The following is a 14,634-nucleotide window of genomic DNA, read 5'->3' on the forward strand; positions in this document are numbered from 1 at the left end:
CCTCCCTCCTCCTCAGTCCACCGCCGCGCCCCTCGCCGGTGACGGAACCGGTGCGTGGTTTGAGTAGAGTAGCCCGCGTCTGTTGAAGGGACCGCTTGTGAAGTCGAATCGTGTGCGCGTGTTGCCGGCCCTCGCGGCCGCCGTCCTCGCCGGCGTCGCGCTGACCGCCTGTTCCTCGCCCGTGCAGGTCGGCACGGCGGCCACCGTCGGCGGCGACCAGATCACCTCGAAGCAGCTCGACTCGGAGGTGAGGGAGTACAAGGACGCGCTGAAGCAGGCCAAGGTCAGCGAGGCGCAGCTCCAGAGCCCCATCCCGAAGACGGTGCTGACGCAGCTGATCTTCTTCCACCAGTTCGACCAGTTCGCCAAGAAGACCGGTCTCACGATCACCGAAGGCGACATCGACAAGCTGATCAACGACCAGGGCGGCATCCAGAAGATCGGCCCGGAGGGTCTCAGCAGGGGCATCCCCCCGTCGCAGACCCGCCAGTGGATCCGCACCACCCTGATCTACCAGAAGGCCCTGGAGCGCTTCGGCGCCAACCTCACCGACCAGGCCTCGGTGCAGGCGGCGCAGGAGAAGCTCTTCGGCGAGCTGGGGAACATCCCGGTGAAGGTCTCCCACCGTTACGGCACCTGGGACCTCCAGCAGGGGCAGCTGGTCGAGGAGGCGCGGTTCGGCAAGCCGGCCGCAGGGTCGGCCGACACCGCGAGCCGGCCGGATCCCGCCACCGGTCAGTGACATGACCTTCGTCGTCGTCACGACCTCGCCCCGGGTGGCCCCGGGGCTGTTGAGCGGCCGGGCGTGGGCGGTGCTGGGCTCGGGCCGGGTGCTCACCGGCTCCGACGACCACCCGCTGCTGCCCTACCTCGCCGACGAGGGCATCCCCGTCGAGGTCGTGACGCCCGACCCGGCCGAGCTGGCCAGCCGCGCCCGCGACGAGACGCTCGTCTGGCTGGCCGCGACCGACGGCGACGAAGAGCTCATGCGCGCGGTCGGCCGCGCCGCCCTGCAGGAGGACGAGCCCCCGGTCATCGAGCACGTCCCGGGGTCCTACGACCTGCCGGGCGCCCGCCTGCTCGACCTCGTGGGCGTGATGGACCGGCTGCGCCGCAACTGCCCCTGGGACGCCAGGCAGACCCACGAGTCGCTGGTGCCCTACCTGCTGGAGGAGTCGTACGAAGTCCTCGAGACCATCGAGGACGGCGACTACGCCGCCCTGCGTGAGGAGCTGGGCGACCTGCTCCTCCAGGTCGTCTTCCACGCCCGTCTCGCCCAGGAGCGCTCGCCGGGCAACGGGGGCTTCGACGTCGACGACGTCGCCGGCGGCATCGTCGACAAGCTGGTCCGGCGCCACCCCCACGTGTTCGCCGACACGGTGGTGAGCGGCGCCGAGGAGGTCAGCGACAACTGGGACGCCATCAAGGCGGCCGAGCGCGCCGCCAAGGGCCGCGAGTCGCTGCTCGACGGCGTCCCCATGGGTCAGCCCGCCCTGTCGCTCGCCCACGGCCTGCAGAGCCGGGCCGAGCGTGCCGGGGTTCCCGAGTCGCTGTCCCGGGCCGTCGGGCAGGGCATCGGCCGCGAGCTGTTCGACCTCGTACGGCGGGCCCGCGCCGCCGGCCTCGACCCCGAGGCCGAGCTCCGCGCGGCCGCCCGTGACTACCGGGCCCGCGTCCAGGCCTGGGAGCGCTCGCGCGCGACCCCGGCGGGTCAGGAGTAGCCACAGGCGGCGGGCGGCGCGCCGAGAGAGAGGGCGAGCCGTACCGGCGAGTAGAGCCCGGTAGGCTCATCAGGCAAACCGTCCGCAACCACATCGCGCACGACGGCGCGGTGATCCGGGGCGCCCGGCCCCGGGCTGACCATCTAGGAGCGCTCGTGGCTGCCATCGAGGCCGTTACCGCCCGCGAGATCCTCGACTCCCGGGGCAACCCCACGGTCGAGGTAGAGATCCTGCTCGACGACTACAGCACCGGTCGCGCGGCGGTGCCGAGCGGCGCCTCGACCGGCCAGTTCGAGGCCGTGGAGCTGCGCGACGGCGACAAGAAGCGTTACGGCGGCAAGGGCGTCGAGAAGGCCGTCCTCAACGTCACCGACGTCATCGCCGACGAGATCGTGGGCTTCGACGCCGAGGAGCAGCGCCTCGTCGACCAGACCATGATCGACCTCGACGGCACGCCCAACAAGGGGCGGCTCGGCGCCAACGCGATCCTCGGTGTCTCCCTGGCCCTGGCCAAGGCCGCGGCCGACAGCGCCGACCTGCCGCTGTTCCGTTACGTCGGCGGCCCGAACGCCCACGTGCTGCCGGTCCCGATGATGAACATCCTCAACGGCGGCGCCCACGCCGACAGCAACGTCGACATCCAGGAGTTCATGATCGCGCCGATCGGCGCCGAGACGTTCTCCGACGCCGTGCGCATGGGCACCGAGACCTACCACGCGCTCAAGGGCGTGCTCAAGGAGAAGGGGTACGCCACCGGCCTCGGCGACGAGGGCGGCTTCGCCCCCAACCTCCCGAGCAACCGCGACGCGCTCGACCTGATCCTCGTCGCGATCGAGAAGGCCGGCTACACCCCCGGCCAGGACGTCGCGCTGGCCCTCGACGTGGCGGCCAGTGAGTTCCACTCCGGCGGTGTCTACACCCTCGACGGCAAGGGGCACAGCTCAGACGAGCTGATCTCCTTCTACGAGGAGCTCGTCCGCTCCTACCCGCTGGTCTCCATCGAGGACCCGCTCAACGAGGAGGACTGGGAGGGCTGGAAGGCCATCACCACCGCCCTCGGCGGCAAGGTGCAGCTGGTGGGCGACGACCTGTTCGTCACCAACCCCGAGCGCCTGGAGCGCGGCATCCTCGAGGGCGCCGCCAACGCCCTGCTGGTGAAGGTCAACCAGATCGGCACCCTGTCGGAGACCCTCGACGCCGTCGACCTCGCCCACCGCAGCGGCTACCGCTGCATGATGAGCCACCGCTCCGGCGAGACCGAGGACACCACGATCGCCGATCTCGCCGTCGCCACCAACTGCGGCCAGATCAAGACCGGAGCCCCGGCCCGATCCGACCGCGTCGCCAAGTACAACCAGCTGCTCCGCATCGAGGAGCTGCTCGACGACGTCGCCCGCTACGCGGGTCGCACCGCCTTCCCACGTTTCCAGGGTTAGTTTTCTCCGTACGGCTTGCGCGTCCGGCGCAAGCCGTACGGACCCGGGAGGAGCATGAAGAAACGACCGCAACTGACGGGACGGGCGGCGATCCTCGCGGTCGTCGTGTGCGCCATCGCCATGAGCCTCGCCTATCCTGTGCGCGAGTACGTCGCCCAGCGCCGTCAGATCGCCCAGCTCGAGAAGCAGCAGGCGGAGGCGCTCAAAGACCTGCAGGAGCTCGGAGAGCGCACCAAGCAGCTCGACGACCCGGCCTACATCCGGCAGCAGGCCAGGTCCCGGCTGTTCTACTGCGGCAAGGGCGAGAAGTGCTACGTCGTGCTCGACCGTGCCAAGAAGGCCGAGCGGCCCAAGAGCGGCACCACGGCTCCCGAGGAGCTGGACCCGTGGTACCAGACGTTGTGGGAGTCGATCGAGGCGGCCGACCGCGGCACCGGGCGCCGGGTGGAGGCGGGCCGCACGCCCGCTCGCTGAGGGCCGGTCCCATGGCGGGACGGCCGGGCGTACCCGGAGCCGGGCAGGGCGCTCCGGCGGCAGAACGAGGTTTCGAGGGGCCGCGCGGTCCCAGGGGGAGTTGACGATGGTGGATCCGGCCGACGCGGCCGCGGTCGAACAGCAGCTCGGCCGGCCGCCGAGAGATCTGCGGGCGGTGGCCCACCGGTGCCCGTGCGGGCTGCCGGACGTCGTCGAGACGGCCCCCCGCCTGGCCGACGGCTCGCCGTTCCCGACGCTGTTCTACCTGACCTGCCCGAAGGCCGCTTCGGCGATCGGCACGCTGGAGTCGTCCGGGCTGATGAAACAGATGCAGGCCCGGCTGGCCGACGACCCCGAGCTGGCCGAGGCGTACGCCCGCGCCCACGACGACTACATCGCCCGCCGTGACAAGGCCGCCGCCGAGGAGGGCCTGGAGCCGCTGCCGCGGGGCATGCAGAGCGCGGGCGGCATGCCGAACCGCGTGAAATGCCTGCACGCCCTGGTCGGCCACGAGCTCGCCGTCCCGGGAGGCAACCCCTTCGGCCGTGAGGCCCTGGACGCCCTGCCCGAATGGTGGTGCGACGGGCCCTGCGTCGAGCTTCCCAGTGATCCCGCGGTCCCCCAGGAGGGCGCATGACCCGCGTGGCCGCCGTCGACTGCGGCACCAACTCCGTCCGCCTGCTCATCGCCGACATCGGCTCGGGCGAGCTGTCCGACGTCGAGCGCCGCATGGAGATCGTCCGTCTCGGCGAGGGCGTCGACAGGACCGGCCGGCTCGCTCCCGAGGCCCTCGAGCGCACCTTCACCGCGATGCGCGGCTACGCCAAGCTGATCACCGAGCACGGCGCCTCCGCGGTGCGCGTGGTGGCCACCAGCGCCACCCGCGACGCCGCCAACCGCGCCGACTTCGTCACCGGCGTACGTGAGATCTTCGGAGTAGAGCCCGAGGTGGTCACCGGCTCGGAGGAGGCGCACCTGTCGTTCGTCGGCGCCACCGCCGGGCTCACCGGGGTGACGCCGCCGGTGCTCGTGGTCGACATCGGCGGTGGCTCCACCGAGTTCGTCCTCGGTTCGGCCGACGTCGACAGCGCGATCTCGGTCGACATCGGCTGCGTCCGGCTCACCGAGCGCCACCTGGCGTCCGGCGTCACGCCCGAGGCCGTGGCGGCGGCGACCGCCGATATCGAGGCGGCCCTCGACCGGGTCTCCGCCGAGGTGCCGGTCGGCCGGGCGCACACCCTCATCGGGCTCGCCGGTTCGGTCACCACGGTCGCCGGCATCTCGCTCGACCTCCCGGCCTACGACCCGGCGCGCATCCACGGCTCGCGCATCCCGGCCGCCCGGGTGCACGAGGTGTCGCGGCGGCTGCTCGCCATGACCCACGACGAGCGCGCGGCCATCCCCGTCATGCACCCCGGCCGGGTCGACGTGATCGGCGCGGGGGCGCTCATCCTCGACCGCATCGTGGCCCGCTACGGCTTCGGCGAGGTGCTGGTCAGCGAGCACGACATCCTCGACGGCATCGCCCGCGGCCTCGTTCCCTGACGCGGCCGTCCGCATCGGGCGGCTGCCGGTACTGTCCACGGTATGAGCTTCGTTCCCCCTGGCAGCGGCTGGCCTGAGGATCCCGCCGGTCCCGGTACGCCCGTGGCGCACACCCCGGAGGACGTACGCGAGCTGGCCGCGTCGAGCGGCACGCTCGCCGAGGTGACGGCCAGGGAGTCGGTGTGCCGCGCCTGTCCGCGCCTGGTGGAGTGGCGCGAGGAGGTCGCGCGGGTCAAGCGGCGGGCGTTCGCCGACGAGACGTACTGGGGACGGCCGGTCGCGGGCTGGGGCGACGAGAAGCCCCGGGTGCTCATCGTCGGGCTCGCCCCGGCGGCGCACGGCGGCAACCGTACCGGGCGCATCTTCACCGGGGACCGCAGCGGCGACTGGCTGTTCGCCTCGCTGTATCGCACGGGGTTCGCCGCCCAGCCCACCAGCACACATGCGGGCGACGGCCAGCGGCTGCTCGGGGCCCGCGTGGTCGCGGCCGTGCGCTGTGCCCCTCCGGCGAACAAGCCGAGCGTCGAGGAGCGCGCGGCGTGCTTCCCCTGGCTGGCCAGGGAACTGCGGCTGGTCGCCGATCCGGTCCGCGTGGTGGTCTGCCTCGGCGGGTACGCCTGGCAGGCGGTGTGGCCGGCGCTGCGCGAGGCGGGCTACGAGCTGCCCCGCGGCAGGCCGCCGTTCGGACACGGCGCCGAGGCGGAGATCGCCTACGGCGGCGCCCCCGTCCACCTGCTGGGCTGTTACCACCCGAGCCAGCAGAACACCTTCACGGGCCGGGTGACCGAGGCGATGCTGGACGCCGTCTTCACCCGCGCCGGCGAGCTCTCCGCCTGACAGCCACCTCGCCGATTCGCGCGAGTATGCCCCGAGGGTGACGGGGAACGGTTCCGGCGAGGTGAGAGCCCTGTGACGAGAGTGACAGGAGTCCCTTTCGGGGTGGCCGGAGAAGTGAAGTTGGTCACTAGACGAACATTTTGCGGTTTTTCTGCGAAGAATCTGCCGCCTAGGTGGACGGTTTCGGAAAAACGGGCAGAGTTGCCGAGTAGGGGATTGGCGCTGATACCGGGTCGTGACGTAGCCTTGTGAATGGTTTCACAAGCAACGCCATGCCACGAAGGGGCACTCAGGTGGACCACAAGGCCAAGCACATCCTGATCGTCGGCGGAGGTTACGTCGGTCTCTACACGGCGCTCCGGCTCCAGAGCCTGCTCCGTCGTCCGCTGCGGACCGGGACGGTTCGCATCACGCTGGTCGACCCCCAGTCCTACATGACCTACCAGCCCTTCCTCCCCGAGGCGGCGGCGGGCAACCTTTCCCCGCGCCATGTGGTGACGCCGCTGCGCCGCGTGCTGCCGAAGGTCCGGATCCTCAACGGCAAGGTCACCAACGTGAGCCACGCCACCAAGTCGGTGACGTTCGAGCCGAACACCGGCCCCGTCGAGGAGATCGACTACGACGTCATCGTCATGGCGGCCGGCTCGGTCTCCCGCACCCTGCCCATCCCCGGCCTGGCGGACGCCGCGATCGGCTTCAAGACCATCGGCGAGGCCATCGCGCTGCGCAACCGTGTGCTGGCCCTGCTCGACCGGGCCGACTCCACCGACGACGAGAAGGTGCGCCGGCGCGCGCTCACGTTCGTCGTGGTCGGCGGCGGCTTCGCGGGCGTCGAGGCCCTGGCCGAGCTGGAGGACATGGCCAGGGACGCGGTGAAGTACTACGACACCCTCTCGGAGGCGGACCTGCGCTGGGTGCTCGTCGAGGCCAGCGACCGCATCCTGCCCGAGGTGGGCCCCGAGATGGGCAAGTGGACGGCCGAGGAGCTGCAGAAGCGCGGCATCGAGGTCAAGATGAAGACGCTGCTGAAGTCCTGCGAGGGCGGCAACGTGGTGCTCTCCGACGGCGACGAGTTCGAGTCGGCCACCATCGTGTGGACCGCCGGCGTGAAGCCCAGCCCCGTCGCCAACGCGGGCGACCTGCCCCTCGACGAGCGCGGCCGGATCAAGACCACGACCAGGCTCACCGTCGCCGGCACCAAGGGCGCCTTCGCCGCCGGTGACGTGGCGGGCGTGCCCGACGTGACCAACCCCGGCCAGTACTGCGCTCCCAACGCCCAGCACGCGGTCCGGCAGAGCAAGGTGCTCGCCGAGAACGTCGTCGACTACCTGCGCGGCCGCCCGCTCCGCGAGTACCGGCACAAGTACGTCGGCTCGGTCGCGGGGCTCGGCCTGCACAAGGGCGTCGCGAACGTCTATGGCGTGAAGCTTCACGGTTTGCCTGCGTGGTTCATGCACCGCACCTACCATCTGTCCCGGGTGCCTACGTTGAACCGCAAGGTCCGCGTGGTGGCCGACTGGACGCTCGCCCTGTTCTTCAAGCGGGAGACGGTCTCGCTGGGTGAGATCGAGTCGCCGCGTGAGGAGTTCAGGGCCGCGGCCGCCACAGGCTGACGAGAGAGGTTCGGGTACGGCTCGCGCGCACGACGTTGCCGCGCGAGCCGTACTGTTCTCTGAAGGCATAACAAGGACGGGGTGGTGAAATTGGACTACTTGAGCGGTCTGATGTTCATTGCCCGAGTCACCGGGGCGCGTGACGTATACGGTTATCTTGCGGACTGCGGAAGGAAGAGCCGACTCGTAGGCTCTGACCCGTTACGCAAGTGTGGTCCGTTACGTATGATTTACGGCGCCCCCGTAGCCCAATGGCAGAGGCAAACCCCTTAAAAGGGTTCCAGTGTGGGTTCGAGTCCCACCGGGGGCACTCTGCCGTCTATAAGAAACGCCCCGCTCGCAGTATCGGTGCCCCCGGGCCTATATCCTTGACGGTTTGCCGTCGCTCCGGACGTTTATCGAGACCGTTCCAAACCGGTCACCCACCCGGGGTCAGGAAAATCGTTACCGTTCTGTGTTGTCGTATTAGCGTCGCCGGTTAATCACCAAGGGTGTCCGTCGCGGCGATTCCGCGCTGCCGATCCAGTGCGCCCCGCATGCCGGAACGAGGATCCCGGCTGGTCAGAAGGGCGGCCGTCGCCTCGTCCGCGGGCAGGAAGGCCTCAAGCTTCAGCTCGGCGATCGTGACGTCCACTGCCGTGGCGAACGTCGTCACCGTCGTCATCAGCCGCAGCTCGCCGTGCTCGGTGCGCAGGCGCAGCGGCACCGCGAACCCCAGGTGGTCGGCCGCCGGGGGCTGGCTCGGCACGTACCCGCGCAGCTCGGCGTGCAGCTCCGCCAGTCGTTCGTCCGGGTTGCGCAGGGATTCCTGGTGCAGCCGCTCCAGGATGTGTCCGGCCCACTGGTCGAAGTTCGCGATCCGGGACGCCATTCCCGCCGGGTGCAGGGCGAGCCGGTAGACGTTCGCCGGGCGGGCGAGCAGTTCGGGCGCCGATCCCTCGGAGAGCAGGCCGAACGCCGCGTTGACGGCCACCAGGTCGCCGCGCCGGTCCACGACGATGGCCGGGTAGGGGAGGTGCCCGGTGAGGATGTGGCCGAGGGCCGTGCGCACCGGGGCCAGCGCCGGGTCGTCCAGGCTCGTCTCGGGATAGACCGGGGCGTAACCCGCCGCGAGCAGCAGGCCGTTGCGCTCTCGTAGCGGCAGCTCCAGCGACTCGGCCAGCCGTATCACCATGCCTCGCCCGGGAGCCGAGCGGCCGCTTTCGATGAAACTGATGTGCCGCTGCGTCGTGCCGGCACGGATGGCGAGGTCGAGCTGGCTGAGGTGGCGCCGGGTCCGGCGTTCGCGCAGAGCCTGGGGGAAGTCCACGGGCCAGTTCTAGCCGCCGCGTCCCGCTTGTGGCGATTCCTCGCCGGGAATTGCCGCCATTCACCGCCACCCCGCACGCTACGGCCCATGGAAGACGACATTCGCCTGGGCGTCCTGCTGCCGACCGGGCAGGCCCAGTGGGGCGAGGGCACGGACCCCCGCCGGTTGACCGATTTCGCCGTCCGGGCCGAACGGCTCGGCTACGCCTCGGTGTGGACGAACGACTCCCTGGTCACACCCCGGATCGAGGCGCTGGTCATGCTGGCCACCGCGGCCGCGGTGACCGAAGGGGTCACCCTCGGCACCGCCACGCTGATGCCGGTGCTGCGCCGCCCGGTGCAGGCGGCGCAGTCCCTCGCCTCTCTCGACCTGATGTCCGGCGGCCGGCTCACCGTGGCCGTGGGCGCGGGCTTCCCGGGGCGCTTCGGCCGGCCGCTGCACGAACTGTCGGAGGTGCCGTGGGAGGGGCGCTTCGCGCGCCTGGACGACACCGTGGCGCTCTGGCGGCACATCTGGAGCAATCGGGAGCCGAGCTCCTATCGGGGGCCCGTGCTGCGCTTTGAGGAGCTTCCAGCGGGCATCGCGCCGTACCGTCCCGGCGGTCCGCCGATCTGGCTCGGGGGCGCCACACCGGCCGCGCTGGCGCGGACGGGACGGCTGTACGACGGCTGGCTGCCCTACCCTCCCGACCCGGCCGGCTACGGGACCGGGCTGGCCGCGGTTCGCGAGGCGGCCGCAGGTGCCGGGCGGGACCCGATGGCCCTCACGGCGGGCCTGTTCGCCACGCTGCTCGTCACCGACGACGAGGAGGCGGGCATGCGGGACCTTGCGGAGTACACCAGGGCGGTCTACGGGATGACGCCGGAGGAGGCCCAGCGGATCCAGCTCGTTGCGGCCGGCTCGCCCTCCTCTCTGGCGGACCGTCTGCGCCCGTATGTCGAGGCGGGTGCCCGTCACATCGTCTGCCGGATCGGCGTGCTGGACCTCCGGTCACAGCTGGAGCAGCTGGAGCGGATCGCCGAGCTGGGGAAAACGCTGAATGCCCTGCGGCCGGAATACGCCGCATGATTCGGGGAATCGGCCGGGGGACCGCGTCCCGAGTTTCGGTGGTCTGTCCGATTCGGGTGGGGGAGAAAGGGGAGTGAAAACGTTTACTGATGCGGTTCTATCTCTCGGGCGATAGCGACGCGGCGCCCTGGCCCCAACTAATCGCATCGGCATGATCGACGCTCCGTGATTACCTGGAAGCTTTACTGTCCGGGTGAAAGGGTTTACTCCCCGTCATTGACGGAAAAATCCCCCCAGCGACCGGTTATCGGGCTGGTCGGAACCACCCTCCGAGCGTCCTGTGCCAAGGGGGCGCCGACCGACGGGCCCGGGGGAGAGACCCGGGCCGGCCCCGAAACGCGGGACGGGCCGTTCATTCGGCGGACGCGAGCAGCGCGGCGATGCCGTCGAGCATCCGGTGCAGGCCGAACTCGAAGACGTTCTCCGGCTCGGACGCCTCGAACGCCTCCGGGCCGAATTCGGAGATCATGGGAAGCCGCGCGGCGCGCAGGGTCTGGTCGACCGCGCCCTGCCGGGCGTCCGCCCACTGCTGCCGGGTCGTCCGCGCGACCAGCGCCTCGTGGGCGAGGGGGACCGCCGCGCTCTGCAGGTAGGTGCCGATCATGATGGCGACCTGGACCATGGTGGTGAAATCCAGCCCGTGACCCTGCAGGGCTCTCATCCGCCAGTCGGTGTACGCCATGAGGTTCGGGGCGACGGGCGGGCGCGTGGTCACCGCGACGAGGTGGGAGACCCAAGGGTGGTCGCGGTAGATCGCCCACTCCTCGCGCGCGGACAGCTCCAGCCTGGCCCGCCAGCCGTCGGGCCCCGGCTCGGGCAGCGGCCGTTCGCCGAAGACGGTGTCCACCATCAGGTCGTTGAGCTCTTCACGGCTGGCGACGTAGCGGTACAGCGACATGGCGCCCGCGTCGAGCCGCGTGGCGATACGCCGCATGGACACCGCCGCCACGCCCTCCTGGTCGGCTATCTCGATGGCGGCGCGCACGACGAGCGACCGGTCCAGGGCCGCCTCGGGATGGCCGGCCCCGGTCGGCTCGGCCGTCCGCCGCGCCTCGCCCTGGACGCCGGCCGTCGAATGCTCCGCGACGCGTATTCGGTAGGCCCGCGCCCGGCAGGCGCGCGAGCAGTACCGCGGCGGCCGTCCCCGCTCGGCCGGCCGCAGTGTACGTCCGCACATCTCGCATGTCGGCATGGTGTGGGCCACTCCTGATTTCGTCACGAATCCGATTCCGTGACGAAATTATAGGCCGCAAGCGGGCAAGTGACTAAATTCATGCTATCTACCTGCATAAATAGTAATTGATGCCTCATATGGCAAAGTGTGCTGTACGGTGTATTTATGACTCGTACATCGTACTCAGCCACGTCACGGCAGGCACCCTGGCCGTACGCCCTCGAACTGCGCGGCGTGGTCAAGCGCCACGGGCACGGTGACGCGGCCGTGACCGCGCTGGACGGGGTGACGATGCGCGTCCCCCGGGGCGCCTTCGTCGCGGTGATGGGCCCCTCGGGCTCGGGGAAGAGCACCCTGCTGCACTGCGCCGCCGGGCTCGAGCGGCCCACCTCCGGCTCGGTGCTCCTGGACGGCCGAGAGCTCACGGGCCTGGACGAGGCGGCTCTGACCCGGCTCCGGCGCGAGCGCATGGGCTTCGTCTTCCAGTCGTTCAACCTCGTCCCGACGCTGACCGTGGCGCAGAACGTGACCCTGCCCCTGGAGTTCGCCGGTCGCCGTCCCGACCAGCGCCAGGTGCGCACCCTCCTCGCCCGCCTCGGCCTCGGCGCCAGGATCGGCCACCGGCCGGCGGAGCTGTCCGGCGGACAGCAACAGCGGGTGGCCATCGCCCGAGCCCTGCTCTCACGGCCCGCCGTCCTGTTCGCCGACGAGCCGACCGGCGCGCTGGACACCCAGGCCGCCAGGGAGGTGCTCGGCATCCTCCGGGAGGCGGTGGCCGAGGAGGGGCAGACCATCGTGATGGTGACCCACGACCCGGTCGCGGCGTCCTACGCCGACACCGTCGTCTTCTTCGCCGACGGGCGGATCGTCGACTCCATCCCGCATCCGCGCCCCGAGACGGTCGCCGCGCGGATGGCCCAGCTGTCCGCCCCCGCCGCCTCGATGGCGGGCGCCGGCCCGGTCCGCCGGGACGGTGACGGCCGATGAAGTGGAAGCTGGCTCTGCTGACCGTCCGCGCCCAGAAGGCGTCGTTCCTCGCCTCGGCCGCCGTCATGGCGGCAGGCACCGCCCTGCTCACCGCGTTCGCGACCCTGCTGGAGACCGGTCTGCGCACCGGCCGGGAGCCCGGGTTCCTGGTCATGCTGCCCGCCATCCTCGGCGGCTGGACCGTGGCGATCGTGGCGTTCGGCGTGGTCTCCACCGTCTCCCTGACGATCCAGCACCGCGAACGGGAGCTCGCGCTCCTGCGGTCGATCGCGGCCACGCCGTGGCAGGTCCGGTGGGCCGTCGTCCGGGAGACGGCCATGGTGGCGCTGCCGGCGATCGCCGTGGGCCTGCTGCCCGGCGTCGGGCTCGGCGCGGTCGTCCTCGGCCGGCTGGTGGACGGCGGCCTGGTCGGCGCCACGACCGAGCTGACGGTCGGCCCGTTGTCCTTCGTCGCCGGCGCGGGCACCTCCCTGTGCGCGGCCATCGGCGCCGCCCTGATCTCCAGCCGGCGCGCGGCCTCGATCCCGCCGGTGCGGGCGCTCGCCGACGCCACCGTCCCGGCGGGCCGGCCGCTCGCCCGCGCTCGCGCGGTCGCCGGAGCCGGACTGCTGGTCGTCGGCCTCAGCCTGGCGGCGGCGACGCTGTTCATGGACGACGGGCCGCTGCTGTCGAGCACGGCGGGCCCGGCCGGGGTCGCGGTGGCGGTGGGGCTCGCCCTGCTCAGCCCGGCGGCCGTGACGCCGCTCAGGGTTTTCGCCGAGGCCCGGATCGGGCCGACCGCCCGGCTGGCCGCGCGCAACATCCACGTCCGGGCCAAGCACAGCGCCGCGGTGGCGTCCCCGCTGATCCTGCTGGTCGGCATCGCCGCCGGCACCCTCTACATGCAGAGCACCGAGGACAGCACCCACCACGGCCCGGCCGCCGCCGGCGACGTGGCCGTGCGGCTGGCCCCCGTGAACTACCTGGTGGTCGTCATGATCATCGGCTTCTCCGCGATCGTCGTGGTCAACACGCTCGTCGCGGCCACCCGCCGCCGCAGCCGCGAGTTCGGCCTCCTGCGGTTGTCGGCCGCCACCCGGGGCCAGGTGCTGAAGATGGTCGCGGCGGAGGCCGCGGTCGTCGCCGGTACGGCCGTCGTGCTGGGCACCGTCGCCGCCGCGGCGACGACCGTCCCGTACAGCCTGGTCAAGACCGGTTCGCCGCTCGCGGCGGGCCCGGTCTGGATGTACCTCGCCATCGCCGGCGGCGCCTTCGCGCTCGTCATGCTGGCCGCGATCCCCACGGCGGCGGGCGCCCTGCGCACCCGGCCCGTCGACGCTCTCTCCGCGCCGTAGCCCACCCCGCGGAGCCGTGCCCCGCCGGTGATCGAAACGCGATCCACGGGCAGGAACTCCGGTATGGGATCGGTCGTTGTACTCGTTGCCGCTGGAGGTGGATGGGCCTGCGGCAGCAGTACGGCAGGGTGTTCCCGGCCGCCCGACAAGATGTCAGAGTGCAACAGGCGCTCCCTGTGAGGCTCCACCACACAGGCTGATCGCAGGTCGCAGTGGAGGCAGTGATGCAGAGCAAGAACCCAGTCCTCAGCAGACTGGGGCAGAACAACCGCCAGTCGTGGGGCGGCCCGACGGCGAGCCCCCAATACCTGCAGGACATGTACAACGCCCCGGCGTACGCTCCGCCCACCGCCGCACGCCCGATGACGATCGACGACGTCGTGGTCCGCGGGTTCATCACGCTGGGCACCCTCGTGCTGTCGGCCGCGGCCGCCTGGTACTTCCACTTCCCGCCGCAGCTCGCGGGCCCGGCGGCGATCGTGGGCCTGATCCTCGGCCTGATCGTCTCCTTCCGGCAGAGCACCAACCCCGCGCTGATCCTCGGTTACTCCGTCGCCTACGGCATCGCCATCGGCATCGTCAGCGCCGCCTACAACTACATCTACGACGGCATCGTCTTCCAGGCGCTGCTCGGCACGATGGTCGCCTTCGCCGGCGTGCTGGCGGTGTACGCCCTGAAGATCTTCAGGCCGACGCCGAAGTTCGCGAAGTTCGTCGTCGCGGCGGGCTTCGCGGCCGTGGCCCTGATGCTCGTCAACTGGATCGCCTCGATCTTCACGCAGGGCGGCATCGGCCTGCGCACCGACAGCCCGACCGGCTGGATCTTCAGCGTCGCGATGATCCTGCTCGGCTGCTTCTTCCTGCTCCTCGACTTCGACGCGATCGAGCAGGGCGTGCGCGCGGGCGTCCCCGAGAAGTACTCCTGGCTGATGGCCTTCAGCCTGACGCTGAGCCTGGTGTGGCTCTACCTGGAGATCCTTCGTTTCGTCAGCTATTTCTTCAACAACGACTAGTAGTGCTTTGTTAGGTCGGTCGATGGCGGTTGCGGCGTGACGGTTTCAGTCTTTGATGGCAGGTGGGGCATGCGCCGGTCCAGGTCGCGAGTAGCAGTTGTAACTCGCGGATGACCTTGTAGA

At 70.9% G+C, this 14,634-nt stretch carries 14 protein-coding genes and 1 tRNA gene; 13 read left to right on the plus strand and 2 right to left on the minus strand.

What is annotated here, in order from left to right; genetic code table 11:
* The first annotated feature begins 118 nt into the window (after positions 1–118).
* From KIK05_RS38990 to KIK05_RS39030, 9 genes are all read left to right on the plus strand, one after another.
* A complete protein-coding gene (locus KIK05_RS38990) occupies positions 119–742 on the plus strand; it encodes a SurA N-terminal domain-containing protein (RefSeq protein ID WP_214415899.1) in 624 nt (207 codons plus the stop codon).
* 1 nt (position 743) lies between these two features.
* Positions 744–1,721 (plus strand): nucleoside triphosphate pyrophosphohydrolase, encoded by a 978-nt coding sequence (locus KIK05_RS38995; RefSeq protein WP_214415900.1) that lies wholly within the window; start codon positions 744–746, stop codon positions 1,719–1,721.
* Positions 1,722–1,876: 155 nt separating this feature from the next.
* Positions 1,877–3,157, plus strand: coding sequence for a phosphopyruvate hydratase (gene eno, locus KIK05_RS39000; protein ID WP_214415901.1), 1,281 nt, complete (start codon positions 1,877–1,879; stop codon positions 3,155–3,157).
* Between the two features lie 54 nt (positions 3,158–3,211).
* Entirely contained in the window at positions 3,212–3,631 is a 420-nt protein-coding gene (locus KIK05_RS39005; protein WP_214415902.1) for an FtsB family cell division protein, read from the plus strand.
* 106 nt (positions 3,632–3,737) lie between these two features.
* Entirely contained in the window at positions 3,738–4,268 is a 531-nt protein-coding gene (locus tag KIK05_RS39010; RefSeq protein WP_214415903.1) for a DUF501 domain-containing protein, read from the plus strand.
* A complete protein-coding gene (locus KIK05_RS39015) occupies positions 4,265–5,176 on the plus strand; it encodes a Ppx/GppA phosphatase family protein (protein WP_214415904.1) in 912 nt (303 codons plus the stop codon). The genes KIK05_RS39010 and KIK05_RS39015 overlap by 4 nt, the downstream gene beginning before the upstream one ends.
* A 42-nt stretch (positions 5,177–5,218) precedes the next feature.
* Positions 5,219–6,013: a uracil-DNA glycosylase gene (locus tag KIK05_RS39020; RefSeq protein WP_214415905.1), complete on the plus strand. Its 795-nt coding sequence runs from the start codon at positions 5,219–5,221 to the stop codon at positions 6,011–6,013.
* Positions 6,014–6,285: 272 nt separating this feature from the next.
* Positions 6,286–7,626: an NAD(P)/FAD-dependent oxidoreductase gene (locus KIK05_RS39025; protein ID WP_214415906.1), complete on the plus strand. Its 1,341-nt coding sequence runs from the start codon at positions 6,286–6,288 to the stop codon at positions 7,624–7,626.
* A gap of 237 nt (positions 7,627–7,863) precedes the next feature.
* Positions 7,864–7,936 (plus strand) — tRNA-Leu (locus KIK05_RS39030).
* Positions 7,937–8,104: 168 nt separating this feature from the next.
* Here KIK05_RS39030 and KIK05_RS39035 read toward each other — a convergent pair.
* Entirely contained in the window at positions 8,105–8,935 is an 831-nt protein-coding gene (locus KIK05_RS39035) for a helix-turn-helix transcriptional regulator (protein WP_214415907.1), read from the minus strand.
* 87 nt (positions 8,936–9,022) lie between these two features.
* Here KIK05_RS39035 and KIK05_RS39040 point away from each other — a divergent pair, with 87 nt between their 5' ends.
* A complete protein-coding gene (locus tag KIK05_RS39040) occupies positions 9,023–10,003 on the plus strand; it encodes an LLM class flavin-dependent oxidoreductase (RefSeq protein ID WP_214415908.1) in 981 nt (326 codons plus the stop codon).
* A gap of 352 nt (positions 10,004–10,355) precedes the next feature.
* On the opposite strand, the gene KIK05_RS39045 is transcribed toward KIK05_RS39040, so the two are convergent.
* Entirely contained in the window at positions 10,356–11,180 is an 825-nt protein-coding gene (locus tag KIK05_RS39045) for a TetR/AcrR family transcriptional regulator (protein WP_214415909.1), read from the minus strand.
* 162 nt (positions 11,181–11,342) lie between these two features.
* Here KIK05_RS39045 and KIK05_RS39050 point away from each other — a divergent pair, with 162 nt between their 5' ends.
* The 3 genes from KIK05_RS39050 to KIK05_RS39060 all read left to right on the plus strand — a co-directional run bounded on the left by KIK05_RS39050 (position 11,343) and on the right by KIK05_RS39060 (position 14,511).
* Positions 11,343–12,164, plus strand: coding sequence for an ABC transporter ATP-binding protein (locus KIK05_RS39050; RefSeq protein ID WP_214415910.1), 822 nt, complete (start codon positions 11,343–11,345; stop codon positions 12,162–12,164).
* Entirely contained in the window at positions 12,161–13,498 is a 1,338-nt protein-coding gene (locus tag KIK05_RS39055; protein ID WP_214415911.1) for an FtsX-like permease family protein, read from the plus strand. Before KIK05_RS39050 ends, KIK05_RS39055 begins: the two co-directional genes overlap by 4 nt.
* Positions 13,499–13,722: 224 nt before the next feature.
* A complete protein-coding gene (locus tag KIK05_RS39060; RefSeq protein WP_214415912.1) occupies positions 13,723–14,511 on the plus strand; it encodes a Bax inhibitor-1/YccA family protein in 789 nt (262 codons plus the stop codon).
* Positions 14,512–14,634 lie beyond the last annotated feature (123 nt).

Origin of the sequence: Sphaerisporangium fuscum, from assembly GCF_018531465.1 — a bacterium.
Taxonomy (GTDB): domain Bacteria; phylum Actinomycetota; class Actinomycetes; order Streptosporangiales; family Streptosporangiaceae; genus Sphaerisporangium; species Sphaerisporangium fuscum.